General features: G+C 40.1%; 23 protein-coding genes. 15 read left to right on the top strand and 8 right to left on the bottom strand.

The window, feature by feature from the left end; all coding sequences use genetic code 11:
• The first annotated feature begins 13 nt into the window (after nt 1-13).
• Nucleotides 14-592, top strand: coding sequence for a hypothetical protein (locus tag AC1M9E_RS12325; protein ID WP_179998722.1), 579 nt, complete (start codon nt 14-16; stop codon nt 590-592).
• Nucleotides 593-622: 30 nt separating this feature from the next.
• Entirely contained in the window at nt 623-1,702 is a 1,080-nt protein-coding gene (gene leuB / locus AC1M9E_RS12320) for a 3-isopropylmalate dehydrogenase (RefSeq protein WP_488224828.1), read from the top strand.
• Here leuB and AC1M9E_RS12315 read toward each other — a convergent pair.
• The gene (locus AC1M9E_RS12315; RefSeq protein ID WP_481596214.1) at nt 1,695-2,048 is read right to left on the bottom strand and encodes a hypothetical protein; all 354 of its coding nucleotides are present in this window, start codon (nt 2,046-2,048) and stop codon (nt 1,695-1,697) included. The two genes, leuB and AC1M9E_RS12315, sit on opposite strands and share 8 nt — an antisense overlap.
• Nucleotides 2,049-2,378: 330 nt before the next feature.
• The gene (infA, locus tag AC1M9E_RS12310) at nt 2,379-2,600 is read right to left on the bottom strand and encodes a translation initiation factor IF-1 (protein ID WP_004692529.1); all 222 of its coding nucleotides are present in this window, start codon (nt 2,598-2,600) and stop codon (nt 2,379-2,381) included.
• Between the two features lie 228 nt (nt 2,601-2,828).
• On the opposite strand from infA, the gene AC1M9E_RS12305 reads away from it, so the two are divergent.
• Complete coding sequence (locus tag AC1M9E_RS12305; RefSeq protein WP_035264130.1) at nt 2,829-3,836, top strand: AraC family transcriptional regulator; 1,008 nt, start codon at nt 2,829-2,831, stop codon at nt 3,834-3,836.
• 48 nt (nt 3,837-3,884) lie between these two features.
• On the opposite strand, the gene truA is transcribed toward AC1M9E_RS12305, so the two are convergent.
• The 4 genes from truA to asd form a co-directional block, all read right to left on the bottom strand.
• Nucleotides 3,885-4,682 (bottom strand): tRNA pseudouridine(38-40) synthase TruA, encoded by a 798-nt coding sequence (gene truA / locus AC1M9E_RS12300; protein ID WP_035264128.1) that lies wholly within the window; start codon nt 4,680-4,682, stop codon nt 3,885-3,887.
• 8 nt (nt 4,683-4,690) lie between these two features.
• A complete protein-coding gene (locus AC1M9E_RS12295) occupies nt 4,691-5,668 on the bottom strand; it encodes an asparaginase domain-containing protein (protein WP_481596215.1) in 978 nt (325 codons plus the stop codon).
• A gap of 37 nt (nt 5,669-5,705) precedes the next feature.
• Complete coding sequence (locus AC1M9E_RS12290; protein ID WP_488224827.1) at nt 5,706-7,631, bottom strand: hypothetical protein; 1,926 nt, start codon at nt 7,629-7,631, stop codon at nt 5,706-5,708.
• A gap of 284 nt (nt 7,632-7,915) precedes the next feature.
• Nucleotides 7,916-9,034, bottom strand: coding sequence for an aspartate-semialdehyde dehydrogenase (gene asd, locus AC1M9E_RS12285; RefSeq protein ID WP_035264122.1), 1,119 nt, complete (start codon nt 9,032-9,034; stop codon nt 7,916-7,918).
• Nucleotides 9,035-9,220: 186 nt separating this feature from the next.
• On the opposite strand from asd, the gene AC1M9E_RS12280 reads away from it, so the two are divergent.
• Together AC1M9E_RS12280 and AC1M9E_RS12275 are read left to right on the top strand one after the other, a co-directional pair.
• Nucleotides 9,221-10,345: an endonuclease/exonuclease/phosphatase family protein gene (locus AC1M9E_RS12280; protein WP_488224826.1), complete on the top strand. Its 1,125-nt coding sequence runs from the start codon at nt 9,221-9,223 to the stop codon at nt 10,343-10,345.
• 371 nt (nt 10,346-10,716) lie between these two features.
• Nucleotides 10,717-11,373 carry a hypothetical protein gene (locus AC1M9E_RS12275; protein ID WP_488224825.1) on the top strand — a complete coding sequence of 219 codons (657 nt, stop codon included), beginning with the start codon at nt 10,717-10,719 and terminating at the stop codon, nt 11,371-11,373.
• Between the two features lie 22 nt (nt 11,374-11,395).
• Here AC1M9E_RS12275 and AC1M9E_RS12270 read toward each other — a convergent pair whose 3' ends face one another.
• The gene (locus AC1M9E_RS12270; protein ID WP_488224824.1) at nt 11,396-12,331 is read right to left on the bottom strand and encodes an LpxL/LpxP family acyltransferase; all 936 of its coding nucleotides are present in this window, start codon (nt 12,329-12,331) and stop codon (nt 11,396-11,398) included.
• Nucleotides 12,332-12,566: 235 nt separating this feature from the next.
• On the opposite strand from AC1M9E_RS12270, the gene AC1M9E_RS12265 reads away from it, so the two are divergent.
• The 5 genes from AC1M9E_RS12265 (at nt 12,567) to AC1M9E_RS12245 (ending at nt 17,085) form a co-directional block, all read left to right on the top strand.
• Nucleotides 12,567-13,442, top strand: a complete 876-nt coding sequence (locus AC1M9E_RS12265) for an urease accessory protein UreD (RefSeq protein ID WP_481607780.1) — start codon at nt 12,567-12,569, stop codon at nt 13,440-13,442.
• Between the two features lie 96 nt (nt 13,443-13,538).
• The gene (ureA, locus tag AC1M9E_RS12260) at nt 13,539-13,841 is read left to right on the top strand and encodes an urease subunit gamma (RefSeq protein ID WP_035270654.1); all 303 of its coding nucleotides are present in this window, start codon (nt 13,539-13,541) and stop codon (nt 13,839-13,841) included.
• A 22-nt stretch (nt 13,842-13,863) separates the two neighbouring features.
• Nucleotides 13,864-14,172 carry an urease subunit beta gene (locus tag AC1M9E_RS12255; protein ID WP_481607781.1) on the top strand — a complete coding sequence of 103 codons (309 nt, stop codon included), beginning with the start codon at nt 13,864-13,866 and terminating at the stop codon, nt 14,170-14,172.
• 12 nt (nt 14,173-14,184) lie between these two features.
• On the top strand, nt 14,185-15,885 hold the full coding sequence (ureC, locus tag AC1M9E_RS12250) for an urease subunit alpha (protein WP_481607782.1): 1,701 nt from the start codon (nt 14,185-14,187) through the stop codon (nt 15,883-15,885).
• A gap of 75 nt (nt 15,886-15,960) precedes the next feature.
• Nucleotides 15,961-17,085 (top strand): hypothetical protein, encoded by a 1,125-nt coding sequence (locus AC1M9E_RS12245; protein WP_481593276.1) that lies wholly within the window; start codon nt 15,961-15,963, stop codon nt 17,083-17,085.
• Here AC1M9E_RS12245 and AC1M9E_RS12240 read toward each other — a convergent pair.
• Nucleotides 17,072-17,554, bottom strand: a complete 483-nt coding sequence (locus tag AC1M9E_RS12240) for a nucleotide triphosphate diphosphatase NUDT15 (protein WP_481607783.1) — start codon at nt 17,552-17,554, stop codon at nt 17,072-17,074. The two genes, AC1M9E_RS12245 and AC1M9E_RS12240, sit on opposite strands and share 14 nt — an antisense overlap.
• A gap of 333 nt (nt 17,555-17,887) precedes the next feature.
• Here AC1M9E_RS12240 and AC1M9E_RS12235 point away from each other — a divergent pair, with 333 nt between their 5' ends.
• The 5 genes from AC1M9E_RS12235 (at nt 17,888) to AC1M9E_RS12215 (ending at nt 22,333) form a co-directional block, all read left to right on the top strand.
• Entirely contained in the window at nt 17,888-18,772 is an 885-nt protein-coding gene (locus AC1M9E_RS12235) for a SphA family protein (protein WP_481588657.1), read from the top strand.
• A gap of 45 nt (nt 18,773-18,817) precedes the next feature.
• Nucleotides 18,818-20,152: an acetamidase/formamidase family protein gene (locus AC1M9E_RS12230; protein WP_180028361.1), complete on the top strand. Its 1,335-nt coding sequence runs from the start codon at nt 18,818-18,820 to the stop codon at nt 20,150-20,152.
• 109 nt (nt 20,153-20,261) lie between these two features.
• Nucleotides 20,262-21,464 (top strand): aromatic ring-hydroxylating oxygenase subunit alpha, encoded by a 1,203-nt coding sequence (locus AC1M9E_RS12225; RefSeq protein WP_180028360.1) that lies wholly within the window; start codon nt 20,262-20,264, stop codon nt 21,462-21,464.
• Between the two features lie 11 nt (nt 21,465-21,475).
• Complete coding sequence (locus tag AC1M9E_RS12220) at nt 21,476-21,829, top strand: hypothetical protein (protein ID WP_092766725.1); 354 nt, start codon at nt 21,476-21,478, stop codon at nt 21,827-21,829.
• A gap of 12 nt (nt 21,830-21,841) precedes the next feature.
• Nucleotides 21,842-22,333, top strand: coding sequence for a nuclear transport factor 2 family protein (locus AC1M9E_RS12215; protein ID WP_092766726.1), 492 nt, complete (start codon nt 21,842-21,844; stop codon nt 22,331-22,333).
• Nucleotides 22,334-22,338: the final 5 nt, after the last annotated feature.

Below are 22,338 nucleotides of genomic sequence, written 5' to 3'. Positions count from 1 at the left end.
AGGTTGGGCACAAATGAAGGCAAAAGTTTTATTACGCTATGCGTTTTTCGGATTGTCTGTCGCCGTTTTATCCGCTTGTCAGACCGTAGACCGATTACAACTGAAAAAGATTAAAGAAACGCCTGAAACCAGAAATCATGCTTTGATTTATTGCTCAGGAACGCTGAATTGTGAGTTTGAAAGATTCGATGAGCATCCCATTGTTGATGCTCAATCTCGAAGATTAGATCAGCGTGCGATCAAGCAAGGTATCGTGCGATTAAATGCTGGCTCCTTGAAAGATCCGCAAGCCTTATATCTTTCAGTTCCTGCTGGACTGCATGAAGTGGTGGTTCGCTTTTATCCGATTTCAGAGGAAAAAGCAGAAACTATTAATGTCATCCATCGCTTCGAAGCAAAAAAAGATTACCGATTTGTAATGTTTAGAGATCGAAGCAGTGGGAAAAAAAGTTTACTTGATGCTTCTGCACCAGAGCCATTATGTGTTGACTTGTTGCAAGAGCAACAAACCATTCGTCGTTTCTGCAAACCCTATAATGTTCTCAATGGACTAGGTGAGTTTGTGGAACAAAAAAATTTAAAAACACGTTAGTTCATACTAACTTTATAAATGGAAAATCTCATGTCTAAACAAATTTTGATTTTAGCTGGTGACGGCATTGGTCCTGAAATTGTAAAAGCAGCTGAACAGGTCCTCACCCGTGTCAATGAAAAATTCAATCTAGATTTAACATGGGAACAAGGTTTATTGGGTGGCGCTGCAATTGATGCGCATGGTTCACCTTATCCAGAAGTTACCTCTGAACAAGCAAAAAAAGCAGATGCGATTTTGTTAGGTGCTGTGGGTGGTCCGAAGTGGGATACAATTGAGCGCTCAATTCGTCCTGAGCGTGGTTTATTAAAATTACGTAGTGAACTTAACCTTTTCGCTAACTTGCGTCCAGCGATCTTGTATCCTCAATTGGCAGATGCTTCAAGTTTGAAACCTGAAATTGTTTCAGGCTTAGATATTTTAATTGTCCGTGAATTAACTGGTGGTATTTACTTTGGTCAACCACGGGGTATTCGTGAATTAGAGAATGGTGAGAAGCAAGGCTTTAATACCGACGTATATGCAGAGTCAGAAATCAAACGTATTGCTAAAGTGGCTTTTGAAATGGCGAAACTACGCGGTGGTAAAGTGTGTTCAGTGGATAAAGCGAATGTTCTTGAAGTCACTGAGCTTTGGAAACAAACAGTAACTCAGTTACATGCTGAACAGTATGCTGACATTAACTTGTCACATATGTATGTCGATAATGCAGCAATGCAATTGGTTCGTGCACCTAAACAATTTGATGTGATCGTAACAGGTAACTTGTTCGGTGATATCTTGTCTGATGAAGCAGCGATGTTGACTGGTTCAATCGGTATGTTGCCATCAGCTTCTTTAGATGAAAATGGTAAAGGGATGTATGAGCCTTGTCATGGTTCAGCACCAGATATCGCAGGTCAAAATATCGCAAACCCATTGGCAACAATTTTATCTGTTGCAATGATGCTTCGATATACGTTCCGTCAAGAAGCTGCAGCAAAAGCGATTGAAGATGCAGTAGGGAATGTTTTAGACCAAGGTTTACGTACAGCTGACATTATGTCTGAAGGCATGAAGAAGGTCGGGACAGTTGAAATGGGTGAAGCAGTTGTTGCAGCGTTTAACTAATTTCAGTTGATTCATTCAAAACGCAGCCTATGAGCTGCGTTTTTTTATTGCCGAGCTTTTGAAAGCGATATTGTTTTTTTAAGCTAAAAACACTTGAGCAAGTCATTAGGTTATCGTAGTACTGACTTACTGAAGTTGTCTGTACAGGAATCATAAAACCATTTTCATCTTTCATCGAATTTCCTATTGGAATCGCGGTGTTGACTATACGTTCAAAACTGAAAATTTCCCGCTCATCTCGAATCACAGGATTAGGCTTCAGTTTAATGTTAAAAGAATTCAAATTGATATTTTCACGCATATGTTGGATATCTTGCCCTACAAATTGTGAAACATAAGTGTTCATATTTTTTTGTTCTGAAAATTTGCTGTTTGGCATGTCGTTAATAGGAAAAGTGTAAATATGCAAATGAGCGAAAACCACAATTGATTTAATGCATGAAATAGTGGAGCGATACGAAGATTTTTTATGTTGAATGTGTAAATGGGCTTTGTTGGTATATTTGATTGGATAGTGAATGAATAAATAGTGAGTTTAATTATTCTATAACATATGAGTATTGGTCTTCTCACAAAGACAGACGATTGCTTTAGTAGAGTGAATCTCCTGTAGTTCATAAAATAAAAGTACAAAAACAAAAAAAGCCACTCAATGTGGCTTTTCGCTTACTAACACTTAGCGTGCACGGTAAGTAATGCGACCCTTAGATAAGTCATAAGGTGTCATTTCAACTTTAACACTGTCGCCAGTCAAAATACGAATATAGTGTTTACGCATTTTACCAGAAATGTGTGCAATTACTTCGTGACCGTTTTCTAAACGTACACGGAACATAGTATTAGGAAGCGTTTCGGTGACAACGCCTTCGAACTCGATAAGTTCCTCTTTATTGGCCATAGCCTACCTGATGATCAAATTGGAAAGGCGCAAATTATAGGCAAAATTTTAGAAAAAAACAAGGTTAAACCAAGTTCAGTCGGCGTTTCTATGGTCAAACTTGTCGAACAAACAAATAAAATTTTTAAACAAAAAAATGCTTAACTATGTTGTCAGTTTGGTCAATCGACTGTAATCTAATTCATAAGTTTTAAGTAAATATTAATAACATACAAGGAAGGGCACTGCGTGAGTCAGCTAACTGATGCTTCGGTTGTTCTACGATTAGGTTATCAAGCAATTCGTCGTGCTGGATTGCCCACAGAAGAAATTTTAACAAAAGCGGGTGTGGCCTTAAATCAAGTAGATCAAAATGCGCGTACGCCTTTAAGCGCGCAGTACGCTTTCTGGGTTGCTGCCGAAGAAGTCAGTAAAGATCCAGACATTGGTCTACATTTAGGTGAGCATTTACCACTGTATCGTGGTCAAGTGATTGAACATCTTTTTATTTCATCTGAAAATTTTGGCGAAGGCCTGAAAAGGGCTTTAGCGTATCAACGTCTAATCAGTGATGCATTTCATGCCAAGTTGGTCATTGAAGATGATCGTTGCTACCTAACCAATGGTGAACAACCTTTCTCTGAAAACCTAGTCAATCGTCATTTTTCTGAGTGCGCGATTTCAGGCATTTTAAGATTCTTCAAATTTATTACTGAAGGTCGTTTTCAACCTATATATATCGATTTTAACTTTAGCGAGGGTGCTTCAGACGATGAGTATTTCCGTGTATATGAGTGCCCGGTAAGTTTAGGCCAAAAAGAAACGCGACTTTATTTTGATCCTGCAATTTTAGATTATGTACTTTGGCAAGCCGAGCCAGAATTACTTCAACTGCATGAGCAGTTGGCGATTGAAAAATTACAGGAGTTGGCTCGATACGATTTAGTGGGTGAGGTGCGCCGTGCTATTGGATCAACACTTGAGAGTGGAGAAACAACGCTAGAAACTGTGGCAGCTCAGTTGAATATTACCCCACGTCGTTTGAGAACACAGCTCAGTGAAGCTAATACAAGCTTCCAGCAAATTTTATCTGACTATCGTTGTCGTTTAGCTAAAAAACTTTTGGCAAATACCAATGAAAGCGTAGAGAGAATTGTCTATCTTACGGGTTTCTCAGAACCAAGTACGTTCTATCGTGCCTTTAAACGATGGACCAATGAGACACCTGTTGAATATCGTAAGCGTAAACAGCGCTAAAAAAATCCCTTCTTATGAAGGGATTTTTTTCAATTCAAAATAAAAAATCTATTCAGGCATGTTTAACCAATGAGGGCCTAGCGGAACTTTAGGCAAGTTAAACTCTTCAGGATAGTGTGCTTGGATAAAGTAAAGGCCGTCAGGTGGTGCTGTGATCCCTGCTGCTTTACGGTCTTCTGCTGCGAATATTTCATCAATATGGTCAATGTCGTACATCCCCTGACCAATTTCCAGTAAACAGCCCATAATATTGCGAACCATGTGATGTAAAAAACCATCTGCTTGGATGTCAAGAACAAGGTAAGCACCGTGTTTGATGAGTTTGCAATGGCTCACATGGCGTACAGGTTGGTTGGATTGACACGCAGCAGCTCGAAAACTTTCAAAGTTATGAGTACCCTCAAATTTTGAGGCTGCAGCAATCATTTTATCTACATCAAGTGGGTAATAAGCATGCGTTACTTGTTTATGGAGTAAGGCAGGGCGCATGGGGCTGTTATAAACGACATAACGATAACGGCGAGCCTGCGCTTTAAAGCGTGCATGAAAATCACTATCCATTTCTTGAATCCATTGGATGGCAATATCTTTAGGGAGTGTACTGTTAGCCCCCATAAGCCAGCCACGAATTGGACGTATTGCATTTGTGTCAAAGTGAGCCACCATATTTGTGGCATGAACACCTGCATCTGTTCGACCCGCACCATGCAAAATGATGGGTTCATCAGCAATTTTGCTCAACACTTTTTCCATGGTTTCTTGTACGCTCGGCACACCAGGTTGCTGTGTTTGCCAACCTCGATACCGAACGCCACTAAACTCAATTCCGATTGCAAAACGCGGCATTTGAACCTCTAATTTGATGAATCATACCAATGTTTTAACCATTGATCTGTGGAAGGGTATTGTAAATACATTTTTAGAATTTTGGCATAAAGATCGGCATCACTGAGTGTATCGTCTATTAAAATATCAGATGCTTGAATCCAACTGCTAATTGCATAGCGTTGATCTAATTCTCCAAACATGACCTGACTACTTAATATAATATGGCAGCCTAAGGCACGAAGCTGCTTCAAAATATCTGTGGTATCCGCATTAATTGCTAAATTACCGGTTCCATATGCTTGAAGTATGAGTACATGAGGCGAGTTGTCGATAAAACGCGTTAAATGCTGATTGAATAATTTGATTTCAATGGGGCGAAGACTCAGATTCGCAATATTGAGTTGTGTCGAGCGTTCAATATGTTGCTCAGTAATGTCGACAAAAGAACTTGATATGGGCTTGATGACATTTGTAAATGCTTCACCACAAAATGCATTTAGTGCCGTGCGATGAGTCTTGACTGCAGTTCTGGCATGAAAAATTTGATGGTTAAAGCATAAGTAAACACCATCAGACACATTTTCCATATATTGGATGGCATGATTCAGATTATCTAAAGCATCGCTCGATGGATGCAAAGATGTCGCTGCATGATTGAGCAGAGGAAATTGGCTACCTGTGATAATGACTCGACACGTATCATGGAGAAATCGAGAAAGAATAGCCGCAGCATAACTCATGGTATCGGTACCATGAATGACAATAAAATTTTGAAATTGTTTAGCTTGCAATTGTTGAATTTTTTGGATTAACAGCAACCAATCACGCGCCGTACATGCACTACTGTCTTTAATCTCATGAGCCTGAACAAGCTCTATTGGATTTTGAACGGGCAAAATTTCTTTTAATTGCGGGAAAAAATCGGCAGCAGGCATAGGCGCTAAAGGTTCACCAACGCAACCAAATGTCCCACCCATATAGATTAAAGCTATTTTTGAACTCATAAAAAAAGCAGCCTGATTAGACTGCTTCATATTAAGATTAATTGGAATCAGATTCCATGCTCTCTCGGAGTTTTGCTGCACGCATTTTTTGTTCGTCATTGTAATGCGATTCATATTCCGTAATTAATTTTTCTGCTTCATCAAACGCGCCAAATTTAATGTATTGATCCGCTAAATCTAAGTTAAGTTGAATTTCATCAACGTTGAGTAATTCAGGAAAACGTTGTACAAGAGGATCATCAGGACGATTCGGATTCATTTTTATCGCAGATGTTTCATGCGAATGATTCTGTTGCACTTCTACATTTTCATCTGATGAATTGAGGTCAAAATTAAACTCGTTTGTCGGTTCAATTGAGCTTTCTATTGTAGATTTTGAATCAAGATTTTCCTCAAAGTCGAAAGTTACAAAATCTAAAATCTGATCATTCACGCTTTGCTTTGAAACTTTTGCTGAGCTAGATGTTTCAGCATCAAAGTTAAAATCATCTGAAAGATCAAAAGTGAGTTCATCCTTGGATGTTGTTGTTTGAGAATGAGACTGTTCCGATTGATCTGAAAAGTTAAATTCCAATGGATCGATTTCAATATTCAGTTCTTGTAGATTTTTTTCTGATGGAGAAGAACTCAGTGCTGAATGAGGGAGATCTGTTTTTTCACCCCATTCTTGACTCAAATCAAGTGTGAAGTCGAGATTTTGGATGGACTCATTTTCTGAAGCAAGGTTCTCAGCATCAGTTGAGTGCACTGATGCTGTTTGTGATTTATTTTCAGACTGAAAACTGGAGAAATCTAAATCAAACTCTAAGGGGGCGCGATCTTCAGTCGATTGATTGGTTGTTTCAGATTCAGTCTGTGTTTGAGCATTTGGCTCGAAAGTTAAATCTGTCGTTATAAATTCTAAAGGTGTTTGCTCTTTTGATGCAGGAGTCTTCTCATCATCTTGCTCGAATGGGTGTTGTGAGGTTGGTTGCGGTGTATCTTCCATAAAAAAATCGAGTTCAAAATGCTCGTTTTGCGATGGAGTCTGTTGTTCAGTTGCCTGCTGATTTTCAGCCTGATCAGAAGGGAGCTGGTCAATGATTTCTTCATTGGTTTTATTGAGCGTAAACTCTTCTGCTAAATCCAGCTGTTCTGAGCTAAATACAAAATGAGCAGTAGGTTCAGCAGAGACATGCTCAGTTTCTTCCTCAGGAGTGCTTTTCTTCTCTTTGGCTTGTAAGGGATGTGGGTATTGTTCTGTTTCAAACACAAATGTTGAGCTTTGAGAAGGAAGAGAAGATTGCTCTGTGGTCTCATTTGTTTCAGTGGGTGTGCTTTCCTGAGAGCTATGTTGTTCATCCTGAGACTTGATGAGATGATCAAAAGCTTGTTCTGATTGCACTGCAGGGATTTCAGTTATAAAACTGGTGCTATGAAACTGTGCAGCATGACGAGGCTGATTCTCGGTGTTCGATATATCCCGTGATTCTTTCGCAATTTCTTTATTCCGTTCCGCTTCTTTTGCAGCTTTAAGTTTGTCTTCAGCTTCATCCGCAATGTAATGTAATCCAGTGGAGCGTAAATAATTACTCAATTGTTTTAAAGCAAATTCATCATTCTGTAAGATGTGAATATCAATCAAATACGAGTAAAGCTCATGTTGTCTAGGATCGCGATTCAATGCTTGATTGATTTTTGCTTCGGCTGACATATAGCTTTCTGATTGAATTAAGTATTCAATACTGGCTTTAAGTTCATCAGCCACTGGTTCGGCACTTAAGTCTTGTGGTGCGCCATGACCATGCTGTGAATAGGCTTGTTGTGGGGTGGAACGAGTTTTGGGGCTTTTCTTAGCGCGTTTTACACTCACATTTTTTTTAGATTTTGTTGATCCTGTGTCACCATTTTTTTGTTTATCCTCACGTTTTTTGAGCACCAGTGCGATTAACAGCAAGACGACAAATGGAATGACATACAACATAATTTTTCCCCTTCATTGAATTCAATGAATTTATTGCAAATCTAATACCTGAGTGCTCGAAATATTGGACTGTTTTTAATCTCGATTTTTTATATTCTCAGTTCATCATTATGTATCGATCAAGATGTTCGAAATAAGAAGTGATGAGATTGTAATTTAACTGTTTTTTGTATCGATGTCATAATATTTCCTTTCAAATAGCACTCCAAGCTCTAATCAATTCAAATTGCATAAAAAAAGCCGATCTAATCAGACCGGCTTTTTATTGAAGTGACTATTAAATATTAAGCATTTTTATAGTCAATCAAGATGCGTAGCATACGGCGTAAAGGTTCAGCAGCACCCCAAAGTAATTGGTCACCAACAGTGAACGCGCCTAAATACTCTTTACCCATATTGAGTTTACGTAAACGGCCTACTGGAACTGTAAGCGTGCCAGTTACTGCAACAGGTGTAAGATCAGTCATTGATGCTTCACGTGTGTTCGGCACAACTTTAGACCAGTCATTTGCACTTGCAATGATGTCTTCAATTTCATTTAAAGGAACATCTTTACGAAGTTTTAAAGTCAATGCTTGTGAGTGACAACGCATTGCACCAATACGTACACAGTGACCATCAATAGGTACAATTTGTGAATTACCAAGAATCTTATTGGTTTCAACTTGACCTTTCCATTCCTCTTTCGATTGACCGCTTTCAAGCTGTTTGTCGATATAAGGAATTAAAGAACCTGCTAAAGGTACACCGAAGTTTGCTGAAGGGAATCCTTCACCACGCTGTAATTCAGCAATTTTAGAGTCGATATCTAAAATTGGAGAACGTGGATCGTCTAATAGATCTTTTGTATTGTTATACAAATAGCCCATACCTGTGATGAGTTCACGCATGTTTTGCGCACCCGCACCAGAAGCAGCTTGGTAAGTCATTGAAGTCGCCCATTCAACAAGATTGTTTTGGAACAGACCACCAAGACCCATTAACATCAATGAAACAGTACAGTTACCGCCTACAAATGTTTTCGTACCTTTTACCAAACCGTCTTTGATCACATTCATGTTGACTGGATCTAATACGATGATTGCTTCATCGTCCATACGCAATGTAGATGCAGCGTCAATCCAGTAACCATTCCAACCATCAGCTTTCAACTTAGGGAAAACTTCAGTGGTATAATCACCACCTTGGCAGGTAATAATGACATCCATTTGCTTCAGACTATTAATGTCTGTCGCATCCATAAGTGCTGGGGCAGTTTTACCACCAAACGCAGGGGCTTCACCACCTGCATTACTGGTAGAGAAGTAGAATGGCTCAAAATGAGCGAAATCATTCTCTTCAACCATACGTTGCATAAGGACGGAACCAACCATCCCGCGCCAACCGACCAGACCTACTTTCATGTCACTTTGCCTCGGTGCGTTAAAATAAAAAAGGGGGTTCGAGTGTATCAAAAGAGTGTATAACTGCAAGTGGTACACAATCAAAACAGCAAATATATTGTGCAATATATCTTGTTTATGTTACATGCAAAACTAATATAAATTTATGAATCATCGAAAAATTAAGAATATATAAAGAGAAGCGCTATGCTATGGATTGAGATACTGGCTGTTGTTGTGATTTGGTTAAGTTTTTGGTCTTTGATTCCGCGTGATGAGTGGTGGTTTCGAGGTGCCGATTTTCCAAGACTACAAATTTTAGCCCTAGGCTTTATCGCATTTCTCCTCCTGTTGATTTGGGATGGGGAATGGGATTTAAGACGCCAAGTCATATTTGTTGGATTAATTGCTGCATTAGCATATCAATTGAAGATGGTCTTGCCTTATACCTTAATTTGGAAAAAACAGGTGAAACAGGTCCAACCGGATCAACTTGATCCATCAAAGCAAATCTCTTTAATTGTGTCGAATGTTTTAACACCAAATACAGAATATCATCGTTTGATTGAACAGATTCATCAGCATCAACCCGATATCGTATTGACGCTTGAAACAGACCAAACCTGGCAGAATGAACTTTCAGTCATCGAAGCGGATTATCCTTATCGTGTTCCAGTACCTTTAGATAATCTCTATGGAATGCATCTCTACAGTAAGTTGGAATTGAGTGATACCGAAGTCAAATTCATACTGAGTAATGAGATTCCTTCTATTCATACCACAGTGAAATTACGTTCTGGACAGCCAGTTCAATTATATTGTTTACATCCCAAACCGCCGAGTCCAACTGAAGCCAAAGACTCTACATTACGTGATGCTGAATTGTTGATGGTCGGTGATCAAATTAAAGACTTGGATGAAAGTTGCATTGTCATGGGAGATCTAAACGATGTGGCATGGTCTCGTACCACACGACTATTTCAACGTATCAGTGGTTTGTTAGATCCGCGTGTTGGACGTCATTATGTCAATACCTTCCATGCGGACTATCCGCTATTACGATGGTCACTCGATCATGTATTCCACAGCACTGATTTTGCTTTGGTGAAAATGGAGCGATTACCGCATATTGGTTCGGATCACTTTCCTGTGTACGTTGTTTTACAAACTGGACGACAATTTGAGCAAGTACAGCAAGAATTAGAACAGACGGATGCTGATGAGCAAGAGGCTCAAGAGGCGATTCAAGAAGGTATTGCGAAAGCTGAGAAAGAAGAGAAACAAGTGACAGATGAAATTGCGCAAGATTATAAAGATGGCAAACAAGTGTGAATAGATGCGTGTAAGAAATTGCTTACAATGAATGTGTCTGTTGACCCATAGTCACCAAGCGAGCTTAAGCGTAATCTAAGCTTATCGGCACAGGGAGTGGGAATGGAATGATCCCAATATGGAAGACGACGCCGACGGAAAATCATCATGGAGATGATGTAGGAAAGGAAAGCCAATAAAACAATAATATGATTTTTGAAAAGCACAACCTCATCGACCCGAGTTTTACAGGATGTAGAACTCGGGTTTAGTTTATGGTGGATTTAAACGTTTATATGCATACAGGTCGAATGAATTAAATCTCGTTATTCAGCTCTAATCTTTTATTAATGCTATGATTTGCCAAAATGAAAATATTGAGCAGATGGGGTATGACTTTGTTTCTTAAAAATATGAAAGACATAACTACAAGCAAATCCTTCGCTTCAATCGTTGTGTTAAATGTACTAATGAGTACCAATGTTTTTGCACAAGAAGCTGATGAAAAAATGATGGATGCGGTTGCATCTCAAGAACAGGTCGCGAACACTGAAGCTAAAGAAGCTAAAGAAGCTAAAGAAGCTAAAGAAGCTAAAGAAGCTAAAGAAGCTAAAGAAGCTAAAGAAGCTAAAGAAGCTAAAGAAGCTAAAGAAGCTAAAGAAGCTAAAGAAGCTAAAGAAGCTAAAGCACAGTCTTTTGCTCAAAAAGTAACGCCTGAACCAGCAGCCTATCAATGTTTTGCTGAGCAATGTCCAAGGGTGGATTTAAAAGAGATTCAAATTGATCTCAACGGAAAAGTACCAAAATTTATAACCCCTGTTGCTGTCGGGGAAATTCATGCAAATCAATGGACTCGTTTAGGTACGGAGTTCAATGTAAATTGGACAGATCAGAATCAAAATAAAACTTCAGAAAAGCTGATATTAAATGTCTTGGACATGCAGCATATGACTTTAAAAGATGAGTTAGGTCGTATCAACCGCTATAAGATGGTAGAGGCGAAAAAGCCTGATACTGATAAAAATTCAGATGTATTAGAAACACAATAAAAAAGCGGCTCAGCCGCTTTTTTTAATAAATTTTTTCAAAACCTTCCGGACGTGTTTTAAATCTACGGTGGAACCACATATATTGGGTTGGTGCTAAACGAAGTTGATTTTCAATAATCAAATTTGTTCGTGTCGCGTCTGCAATTTCATCTTCACTTGGCATATTGTCTAACGCAGGTTCAATCAAAATATGATATTTCGGATTTGTAATATCACCTTTACGGTAGAAGTAAAGTGGAATCGCGGCAGCTTTGGTTATTTTTAATATACGGCGATGTGCAGTTACAGTGGCTGCGGGTACACCAAAAAAGGGCGCCATAACACCTTGTTTAAGACCAAAATCTTGGTCGGGACTATACCAAATAGGTCGTCCTTCTTTTAAATGACGGATTAATCCACGCATATCATCATGGTCGATTTGATTGGTATAAATCGTGGCACGACAACGGTAAATCAGCATATCTAGCAATGGATTATTTTGCGGACGATACACGACATCTGGATCAAAATACTGGGCACATACATATCCACCTGCATCGAGTAGGGTAGAGTGTGTACCAAGTAGTAAAGCCCCACGCCCTTCAGCTTGCACTTGTTGAATATGTTCTAAACCTTCAATCGTTACACGATCTTTAAACCATTTGGGACAATACCAAGCATTCAGTGTTTCAAAAACACCGACCATTTGATCAATAAAGACTTGGCGAGCATTTTCATAACGGAGTTCGGGCATCCATTCAGGAAAGCAGACTTCTAAATTTCTTAAAGTTGTTTCACGACGTGAACGCAAGTATTTGAAAGCTACATTTCCCATCAGATACGCTAAACGATGCTGAATTGCCCAAGGTAATATCGCAAGGAGCATCAGAAATATAATACCAATCCAAATGCCCCAATATTTTGGCATTAAGAAAGACCACTGGAACTCTCCCGGTTGGTAGTTTTTCTGTTTACTCATATTCAAACTTGATAACAATTTAAGGTAATTCACTATATTAGCACGAACTGTTTTTTTTCGACGAAGGCAACAATCGGATTCTTTAGAAAAACGTTCTTAGATTTTTCACATGAATTACTCATCAATATCAACATTAAGTGCCTAAGAACCTTTAACCAAAATTAGCTTGAGCAAACTTGGTGCAATTTTTGCAGAACATTTACTGAAAATGATATGAATACGAAGATGACCGTGAATGAATCAAGTATTGTTCAATGAGCCAGTCAAAAATGCACAGTATTGGTTTGCTAAATTAGAGTTAGGTTTTACCAAAGATTCAAATCGCACAATTTTGGCGCATCGTAAGCACTTTGGACCTGTTCGCGTGCAAAAGATGCTGTGGCCTGAAAAAACAGGAGTATGTCATGCCATTATTGTTCATCCACCTGCTGGAATTGCTGGTGGAGATCATCTCACCTTTGAAATGAAAATAGATCAGGATTCGCATGCTTTGGTTACCACACCTGGCGCAGGGAAGTGGTACAAAACCAATCTTAAACAAGCATTTCAACATATTCATATTCATGTCCAAGATGAGGCGATTTTCGAATGGCTTCCTCAAGAGACGATGCTCTTTAATGGTGCGAATGCAAATTCAGAAACGATCGTACATTTAGACGTTGCTGCCAGTTTTATCGGTTGGGATATGTTGGTGATTGGACGGCAAGCACGACATGAAACCTTCTCGCAGGGTGCTTACCAAAATAAATTTCAGCTTTATCAAAATCAGAAAATATTGGTTGCAGACTGTTTAAATTTTAAAGGCAATGATCGTTGGTTAAAGTCTTGTTTAGGGATGAACGGTCATGCAGTGATGGCCAGTTTTTGGGCAGTGCCTCCAGAACAATACCGGCCAAATTTCTATCTTGATCAACATATTGATCAAATTCGTGAATTAATCATGCGTATGAATATTAACGTCACATTGACGTTACTCGATTACGTCGTAACCGCACGTTATCTCGGAGATGATGTACGTGAGTGTCATGATGCATTTGCTGCAATTCGTGCAAAGCTTCGTCGTTATTGGTTTGATCTTGATGAAGAGTTCCCAAGAATTTGGCGCACATAAATTTATTCTTGTCATAGCAACATAGTTAAGTTGTTTTAACACAAACATTTGAGCACACATCTTGCATCAATATTTAAAGATAGTGAGGAAAGCATTATGGAACTAACACCTACAGAAAAAGACAAAATGCTGATTTTTACTGCGGGGCTTGTAGCGGAAAGACGCAAGGCCCGTGGTTTAAAGCTGAATTATCCAGAAGCAGTGGCTTATATTTCTGCCGCACTATTAGAAGGTGCACGTGATGGAATGAGTGTGAGTGACCTCATGCATTTTGGAACAACATTGCTAAAACGGGATGAAGTAATGGAAGGCGTGGCTGAAATGATCGCAGAGGTCCAAGTGGAAGCGACATTTCCTGATGGTTCAAAACTGGTCACTGTACATCAACCGATTGTGTGATGTCTGAGAGGAAAAATTAAATATGATTCCAGGTGAAATCATTACGTCCAATACAGACATTGAAATGAATGTCGGACGGGCAACGCTCAAAATGACGGTAGCAAATGCAGGGGATCGACCGATTCAGGTTGGGTCACATTATCACTTTGCTGAAGCGAATGATGCGTTGCAGTTTGATCGTGAGTTAGCACGAGGATATCGACTGAATATTGCGGCAGGTACAGCGGTGCGTTTTGAGCCAGGACAGAGTCGAGATATTGAACTTGTTGCACTCGCAGGTAAGCGTGAGGTGTATGGCTTTGCGGGTCGTGTTATGGGTAAGTTGGATTAAGGGAAAATAATAATGAAAATGTCACGCCGTGCTTATGCGGAAATGTTTGGTCCAACGGTAGGTGATCGAGTTCGTCTCGCGGATACTGAGCTGTTTATTGAAGTTGAGCAAGACCTCACTACCTATGGTGAGGAAGTGAAGTTTGGCGGTGGTAAAGTGATTCGTGATGGCATGGGACAATCACAACTGTTGGCTGAAGATGTTGCGGATACGGTCATTACCAATGCGCTGATTGTGGATTGGTGGGGTATTGTCAAAGCTGATGTCGGTTTAAAGAGCGGTCGCATTTGGAAAATTGGGAAAGCGGGAAATCCAGATATTCAGCCCGATATCACCATTCCACTTGGTGCAGCGACGGAAGTGATCGCTGGTGAAGGACAGATTCTCACCGCAGGCGGTGTCGATACGCATATTCATTGGATTTGCCCGCAGCAAGTGGAAACGGCACTGATGTCCGGTGTGACCACCATGATTGGTGGTGGTACAGGCCCTGCGGCAGGGACTTCTGCAACTACAGTGACACCGGGGCCTTGGCATATCGGGACGATGCTTCAAGCCATAGATGATTTACCGATGAATATTGGTTTATTGGGTAAAGGTAATTTAAGTCAGCCCGACCCAATTCGTGAGCAAATTCGTGCAGGGGTAGTGGGTTTAAAGCTACATGAAGATTGGGGTTCAACCCCCGCAGCGATTGATAATTGCCTGAGTGTTGCCGATGAATTTGATGTGCAGGTGGCCATTCATACTGACACGTTAAATGAAAGCGGTTTCTTGGAAGAAACCTTGGCTGCATTTAAAAATCGTACCATTCACACCTACCATACCGAAGGCGCAGGCGGTGGACATGCCCCTGATATTTTAAAAGCCATTGGTCAGCCGAATGTGTTGCCATCTTCCACCAATCCAACTCGTCCGTATACCATCAACACCATTGATGAGCATTTGGATATGCTGATGGTGTGTCACCATTTAGACCCTGCGATTTCTGAAGATGTGGCATTTGCGGAAAGTCGTATTCGACGTGAAACCATTGCAGCAGAAGATATTTTGCAGGACTTAGGTGCCATTGCCATGATGTCATCAGACTCGCAAGCGATGGGGCGTGTCGGTGAAGTGGTGATTCGTACGTGGCAAACCGCGCATAAAATGAAAGTGCAGCGTGGACCTTTAGAGGGTGACAATGCGACACATGATAATAATCGTGTAAAACGTTATATCGCTAAATATACAATTAACCCTGCAATTACGCATGGTTTAAGCCATGAAATTGGTTCGGTGGAAGTAGGTAAACTTGCTGACTTGGTACTGTGGAAGCCTGCATTTTTTGGGGTAAAACCGTCGATGATTATTAAAGGCGGGATGATTGCGGCTGCGCCGATGGGAGACATTAATGCGTCTATTCCAACGCCACAGCCAGTGCATTATCGTCCGATGTTTGGTGCTAATGCGCGCGGTGTGCATAACACCTGTATCACCTTTTTATCCCAAGTCGCGATAGAGGCAGGCGTGCATGAAAAGCTCGGGCTGAAAAAGTTGATCAGTCCATGTAAAGGCACACGTGATATTCAGAAGAAAGATATGAAACTGAATAACTACTGTCCTGTGATGGAGGTTGATCCTGAAATTTATGAAGTGCGAGCAGATGGGAAGTTGCTGATTTGTGAGCCTGCGGAAGTATTGCCGATGGCGCAAAGGTATTTCTTGTTTTGAATAACAAAGCTCCATTTTTGGAGCTTTTTATTTATAATAAAATTATATGCTTAAATAAAAATATAAGAGGATAGTATGGGCTTTTCTTTTGTTTCATCAGATTTTCGGAATGCTCTAGATCGTTTATTTGAGACAGCACAAAATAATCTAGATTCAAATGATGATGAGCTTAAAAAATGGTCTCATATAATTAGATCATTAAAAGGCTTCTATAACGAGGAAAATCTCAGATACCTAGATGAAAATCTTAAGCAAACAAAAAAATGGAATCTATTTGATTTAAATCAGCTTGCTAAAATTATATTGGATGATGATCTAGAACACTTAAAATATGGTGCTCTGAGTTTTTATATTTATCTAAAAGAATGGGAATTTAGACGTGGAATTAAAGAAAATGAACAACAAAGTCCTATTGTAAGAAGTTTCTATGACTTCATTTATACTGAAAAAAATCAAAGATATTTAGAGTTTAAAACGCATTATGATTTCGTAGATGAATTACCTTTCGTTATATGTGGCGAAATTTATAGTAACTCTAAATTGAATGAAATTAGAAAATTTTTAGAAGAAAAAGATTTTAGTGACTATAAGGCTTTGATTAAAGAATCAGAGAAGGCATCTGATTTGATCAGCGGTTGGAATTCAACATTTGATGTGAAAATTTATGAAGTCAAAGAATTAGAAAAAAAGTTAGAAAGTTATAAAACAACTTATGATTTTGTTCTTTTGAATAAAGGTTTCCAACAATTATATGATCAAAAGAAAGTTGAGTTAAAGAGAACGAAAGACATGTACGGTTTTGTGTCAACAGTTATGTTCATGGTTCCTTTCTTTGAACTTATAATTTTAATTGGAGCACTTATATATTTTCAAGGTAATTTACCTTCAAGTATGTGGCTAATTTCAATTCCTTTTATAACCTTAATTCTAATAACCTTATATTTAGTCAAAATTTCATTGCAAGATAAGCGTTCAGTTCAATCCCAAATGATGCAACTTGAACTTCGTATGGCACTTTGTCAATTTATTCATAATTATGCGGAAGATTCAGAAAAGCTACATGCAAAAAATAAAGCTGGATTTGAAAAATTCGAAAATATTATCTTCTCACCGCTCGTTTCTTCAGATGAAAAGATTCCAACCACTTTTGATGGTATGGAGCAATTAGCGAAATTAGTAAGTGAATTTAGGAAGTCTTAGCGTTGGATTGGTTTGAGTAAACAGCCCATCTTTTTTCCTGAGGCTGATTTAAAAAATATTTAATTATCACTTCAGTTTCAGGAAAAAGTAGTTGTGGAAGCTCATCAAAACTAAACCATTCCCAACGCTCAAAAATCTCAGGTTCTGTCACGCAAATTTGAGTTTTTAAACGTTCATCTAAAAGTTGATAAATCGTTCCGAACGTAACTTTTACTGCCTCAGAATCTTGATCAATGATCGTATTTAAGGGTTGAATAGACTCAATATATTGACTCAGATCTAAAGCAGTTTCCTCTAACAATTCGCGTACTGCAGCATCTTCAACTGATTCATGCGCATCCATTTTTCCACCCGGAAAACACCATGAGGCAGGTTCATCAATTTTGTTTCTATAACCCAATAGAACTTTTTGACGTTGATCAATCAACATGATGCCCACGCCGATGATGGAGTTGCTTTTAATATTCATGATTGTGCACATCTAGCTGCTCTGTGTTCTACAAAGTACAACAGCGATATGACAACGCTAACTTTCAAATGTTTCAAAACATGTAATTTAAATAATAAATCATTCACATTTATAAGGGATTTTACCTATCACTATAGTGAAGAAAACCTATTTTATTTCTCTAAAACCTCTATACCAGTGAGAAAAAATCAATATTTCTACAAGATAATCCCTTAATTCAACATAGATTCATCCTTATATTTCCCTGCCTCCTTTCAAGACTAGATTAAGACATGCGCTAGACGATTTAGAACATCGCCAGCAAGGAATTTAGCAACGAGGGGGATGCGGTAAATGGTAAGGAAATATCTAACTTCTGTGGCATTGACCACATGTCTTTTCAGTAGCGCAAGTTTAGCGCTTGCCGCTGAAAATGGCGGAAGTGCTTATCCAGATGGGACAGAGAGTTTTTTTGGTGGCGCAATGCCGCCACCTGGGATGTATCTCGTCAGTTATAACCAATACTACAACGCAGATAAATTTAAAAATGATCATCCAGTATTTGATGATTTTAAAATTGACACCTTTGCCACAGTTGCTCGTGGTGTCTATGTCAGTGACAAAACATTTTTAGGCGCGACATGGGGCATGCATGCATTCCTTGTATATGCCCATGCAGATCTTACATTAGGTGGTCGTCAAGATGATCACATGGCAATGGGTGATCTCATTATCGATCCATTCTTATTGGGTTGGCATAAAGGGGATTGGCATGTGGCGACAGGTGTCGACTTTTATATTCCAGTTGGCTCTTACAACAAAAATAGACTCGCAAATATTGGACGTAATTATTACACCATTCAACCGATTATCTCGACCACATACTTAAATAAACAAGGTATCGAAGTCAGTACCAAGTGGATGTATGACATCAATTTCGAGAATAAAGATACCAAATACGAGTCGGGTAATGCTTTGCATGTCGATTACTTAGTCGCGAAACACATGGGACCTTTGGCGGTTGGTGTTGGTGGTTACGTACATCGTCAGCTTGAAGGTGACTCAGGTGAAGGTGCTGTTTTAGGTGATTTTAAAGCTAAAGCAGCCAGCGTAGGACCACAGGTTCGCTATCAATTCCCTAAAGGGTATGCAATCGCAGCGAAATATCAAAAAGAATTTGATGTTGAAAACCGACCAGAAGGTCAGAAGTTCGCAATTGATATCACCATTCCATTTTAAAACATTGTTACCCAAACATTAGAGCAAGCATATAGAGGTAAGGCCATGAAAATTGAGAATCAAGAATATGCAGCAGGCAGTGCTGGAGCTGTCGATTATTTAGTGGTGAATGAGTTTTCAGGCGGTATCGTCGGACCGAGCCAACGTATGCTTGGCCCTTTAAAAAATGGTGGGACACTTAAAACTGGTACACCTCCAGGATGCTGGGGTCCCATGATTACACCTGCATTCCAAGGTGGGCATGAAGTAACACTGCCTGTCTTTATTGAAGGTGCAGAGGTGGGCGATGCTGTCGCTTTAAAGATAAAACACATGCATGTGACCTCTACGGCGACCTCATCTGGTGTGATGCAATTTGTTGAGGGGCGTTATAAAGGCGATCCGTTTGTTGCGAAATATTGTGAGGCATGTGGTACAGAGCAACCGGCAAGTTATGTAGAAGGGATTGGCGACGACGCGATTCACTGTAAAAACTGTGGTGCAGAAGTCAGTGCTTTTCGCTTTTCACATGGTTATGTGATCGTGTTGGACGAAGAAAATAAAGTGAGTTTGACGGTCAATCAAGAGATTGCCAACAAGTTAGCTGGTAATGCCAATGAGCTTTCTGCATTACCTGAACATGCTGCACAGCATTCTATTCTATCACTAGCGCGTGCTGACATGCCGGGTGTTGCTGCACACATGCGTCCATTCCTCGGAAATATTGGTACGACACCTTCACGTGATTTACCAGACTCTCATAACTGTCACGACTTCGGTCAGTACTTGATTAATGCACCGCATAAATTCGGGATGACTGAAGAAGAGCTTATCGCAGCCAAAACTGACGGTCACATGGATACCAATTCGATTCGTCCAGGCTGTATTTTGATTTGCCCTGTGAAAGTACCAGGTGCAGGTGTCTACATGGGAGATATGCATGCGCAACAAGGCAATGGTGAAATTGCAGGGCATGCCACGGACGTTTCAGGCGAAACAGAATTACAAGTGGAAGTGATTAAAGGCTTAACTATTGATGGTCCAATTTTACTTCAAGCACCAGATGACTTACCACCAATGGCACGTCCATTTACCAAGGAAGAGCGTGAAAAAGTGAAAGCTTTAGGTGCGCGTTGGGGACAAACTGAAATTGAGGAAAGTGGTCCAATCACATTTATGGGAACAGGTAAGAACCTCAATGATGCAACGGACAATGCTTTAAATCGAGCGGCAAAAGTCACAGGTTTAAGTGTGGATGAGGTTATGAACCGTTGCACCATCACAGGCTCTATCGAAATCAGCCGTTTACCAGGAATGGTACGTGCAACCTTCTTATGCCCAATGCCAATTTTAGAAAAATTGGGGATCGCAAACTTAGTTCGCGAACATTACCAACTTTAATTCATCACGTGAACGGCGGTTGATTCGGGTGATTCAAACGCTGTTCGAAAAAAGCATGAAATTTACTGAACTTAAAACTTAGAAACGAGAACTTGAACAGGAATGTCATATGAACAGTAATGCAAAACTCCGTTGGGGCGATTTATATCCAGAACTTGGTATTGAGCCTATTCCAACCGAACCATGTATTTCGCCAGAGATCTATCAGGAAGAAATTGAAAAAGTTTTCTCAAAAGTTTGGTTGAAAGTGGGGCGTGTAGAAGAAATACCAAAGAAAGGCGACTATAAAGTTAAACGCTTAGATTTTGCTAAAACCTCAGTCATTTTAATGCATGGTAAAGATGGTGAAATCCGTGGATTCCACAATATTTGTTCACACCGTGGTAACAAAGTTGTGGTGGAAACCGGCAATGAAACCTTTGGTTCAAACAAAGCCGCAGTCGTGACGTGTCGTTTCCACGGTTGGGTTTACGATGCTAAAGGTGATTTGGTCAGCGTACCTGAAGAAGAAAAATTCACATCTTGCTTTGACAAAGGTCATAACGGTTTAGCACCAATACGCACCGAAGTGTGGGAAGGTTTTATCTTCATCAATTTGGATAATGACGGCACTCAATCGGTAGAAGAATTCTTAGGCGGTATGGGACAGCATTTAGGCGGTTATCCATTCCATGAAATGGAAGAATGCTTTGCCTATAACACAGTTCTGAACTGTAACTGGAAAGTCGCTCATGACGCATTTGCTGAAGCGTATCACGTGGCGACCATTCATGCAGGCTCTTTCCCGAATGTATTCGCATCAGGTTTACAAGAAGTGCAATTGTTTGGTGATCATCGTACTTGCGCTGTGTGCTTAACCAAAAACGCCAATCCAAAACCAGCGGCTGCATTGTCAGGTGAGATCACTGGCGCATCATTGGTGAATCACTATGAACGTGTTCAGCTACCTAAATCAGTCAATCCAAATGATCGTGATGACTTCTCGTTTGAATTATCTGTCATTTTCCCGAATATCTTGGTGCATGTGACTGAAGGAGTATGGTTCACCCATCAGTTCTGGCCGGTCGGCCATAACCAAACCCGTTGGGAGGGTCGCTATTACCTGCCTAAAGCGAAAACCTATTCAGAGCGTTGGGCGCAAGAGTTTGCACAAGTATTACAACGTAATGCGTGGTTAGAAGATACTGCCACCATGGAAGATACCCAAGAAGCACTTGAGTCTCGAGCGAAAAAAGTGATGCATCTACAAGACGAAGAAATCCTGATTCGTCACGGTTACCACGTTCTTGAACAATACCTGAATCGCGCATAAGGAGAATGCACATGTCAAACATCATTTCACAATTGCCAGCTGACTTTGCAAGCTTAGAACCTTTTGTTGCGAAATGGGCTTTAGGAACGGGTAAGCAACGCCATGAAGCGCGTTTGAACTCAACCAAAGAAGAATTGCAAGCATTTTACGATGCTATTTTGCCCGAAATGCGCAAGCTACTTGCCGCACTCGATCAATATGTCCTAGGGACCTTACCTGAAGAGCTTCATAAGTTGTATTGGTTAAGTCTCAGCTTTGCTGAAGTTGCACCACACATCGAGCTTTATAAGGGTTCAGTTGGCGTACCGTATGCATTTGCGGAGAACCGTTTCATTTATGAAACTGGTGACATGGTCAACGTTTAAGAGGAATACAGGATGAGCCAGCACAATCTAGAACAGCGTTTGCATTATCTGGAGGCCTGCGAGGCGATTCGTGGCCTGATCGGTCGCTATGCAACAGCGGCTGATCAGCGCAACAATCCAGCCATTTTACAGCATGTATTTCACCAAAATGCCGTTTGGTGTGCTAAGGGTTTTGGGGAGTATCAAGGACGTCAAAATATTTTAGAGGCATTGTCCAATATTGCAGAGGCTCAAGTGTTATGGAGCTTACATATTATGGCCATGCCCGATATACAGCTCCTAGATCAAGACCATGCAAAGGCAACTTGGATGTTATGGGAAGTCTGTAATTTAGCCGAGGAATCAACAACAGCCGCAACAGATCAAGTTAAACCTGCAACGACCTGTTGCTTAGGTGGATTTTATAAAACAGAAGTAAGTCGGAATGAGCAGGGTGAATGGAAATTTGAACGCGTCGAATTGAATTTGACCTTCAATCAACCCTATCCGAACACAGTTAAATAGGCACT

The organism is Acinetobacter sp. 24-47-47, from assembly GCF_057737035.1.
This window is presented reverse-complemented; position numbering and strand designations above follow the sequence as displayed.

What these genes read in the sequence shown, in the direction of transcription:
- AC1M9E_RS12325 (WP_179998722.1), top strand. Translation starts at nt 14, where the DNA reads ATGAAGGCAAAAGTTTTATTACGCTATGCGTTTTTCGGATTGTCTGTC.
- leuB (WP_488224828.1), top strand. Translation starts at nt 623, where the DNA reads ATGTCTAAACAAATTTTGATTTTAGCTGGTGACGGCATTGGTCCTGAA.
- AC1M9E_RS12315 (WP_481596214.1), bottom strand. Translation starts at nt 2,048, where the DNA reads ATGAACACTTATGTTTCACAATTTGTAGGGCAAGATATCCAACATATG.
- infA (WP_004692529.1), bottom strand. Translation starts at nt 2,600, where the DNA reads ATGGCCAATAAAGAGGAACTTATCGAGTTCGAAGGCGTTGTCACCGAA.
- truA (WP_035264128.1), bottom strand. Translation starts at nt 4,682, where the DNA reads ATGCCGCGTTTTGCAATCGGAATTGAGTTTAGTGGCGTTCGGTATCGA.
- AC1M9E_RS12295 (WP_481596215.1), bottom strand. Translation starts at nt 5,668, where the DNA reads ATGAGTTCAAAAATAGCTTTAATCTATATGGGTGGGACATTTGGTTGC.
- AC1M9E_RS12290 (WP_488224827.1), bottom strand. Translation starts at nt 7,631, where the DNA reads ATGTTGTATGTCATTCCATTTGTCGTCTTGCTGTTAATCGCACTGGTG.
- asd (WP_035264122.1), bottom strand. Translation starts at nt 9,034, where the DNA reads ATGAAAGTAGGTCTGGTCGGTTGGCGCGGGATGGTTGGTTCCGTCCTT.
- AC1M9E_RS12280 (WP_488224826.1), top strand. Translation starts at nt 9,221, where the DNA reads ATGCTATGGATTGAGATACTGGCTGTTGTTGTGATTTGGTTAAGTTTT.
- AC1M9E_RS12275 (WP_488224825.1), top strand. Translation starts at nt 10,717, where the DNA reads ATGACTTTGTTTCTTAAAAATATGAAAGACATAACTACAAGCAAATCC.
- AC1M9E_RS12270 (WP_488224824.1), bottom strand. Translation starts at nt 12,331, where the DNA reads ATGAGTAAACAGAAAAACTACCAACCGGGAGAGTTCCAGTGGTCTTTC.
- AC1M9E_RS12265 (WP_481607780.1), top strand. Translation starts at nt 12,567, where the DNA reads ATGAATCAAGTATTGTTCAATGAGCCAGTCAAAAATGCACAGTATTGG.
- ureA (WP_035270654.1), top strand. Translation starts at nt 13,539, where the DNA reads ATGGAACTAACACCTACAGAAAAAGACAAAATGCTGATTTTTACTGCG.
- AC1M9E_RS12255 (WP_481607781.1), top strand. Translation starts at nt 13,864, where the DNA reads ATGATTCCAGGTGAAATCATTACGTCCAATACAGACATTGAAATGAAT.
- ureC (WP_481607782.1), top strand. Translation starts at nt 14,185, where the DNA reads ATGAAAATGTCACGCCGTGCTTATGCGGAAATGTTTGGTCCAACGGTA.
- AC1M9E_RS12245 (WP_481593276.1), top strand. Translation starts at nt 15,961, where the DNA reads ATGGGCTTTTCTTTTGTTTCATCAGATTTTCGGAATGCTCTAGATCGT.
- AC1M9E_RS12240 (WP_481607783.1), bottom strand. Translation starts at nt 17,554, where the DNA reads ATGAATATTAAAAGCAACTCCATCATCGGCGTGGGCATCATGTTGATT.
- AC1M9E_RS12235 (WP_481588657.1), top strand. Translation starts at nt 17,888, where the DNA reads ATGGTAAGGAAATATCTAACTTCTGTGGCATTGACCACATGTCTTTTC.
- AC1M9E_RS12230 (WP_180028361.1), top strand. Translation starts at nt 18,818, where the DNA reads ATGAAAATTGAGAATCAAGAATATGCAGCAGGCAGTGCTGGAGCTGTC.
- AC1M9E_RS12225 (WP_180028360.1), top strand. Translation starts at nt 20,262, where the DNA reads ATGAACAGTAATGCAAAACTCCGTTGGGGCGATTTATATCCAGAACTT.
- AC1M9E_RS12220 (WP_092766725.1), top strand. Translation starts at nt 21,476, where the DNA reads ATGTCAAACATCATTTCACAATTGCCAGCTGACTTTGCAAGCTTAGAA.
- AC1M9E_RS12215 (WP_092766726.1), top strand. Translation starts at nt 21,842, where the DNA reads ATGAGCCAGCACAATCTAGAACAGCGTTTGCATTATCTGGAGGCCTGC.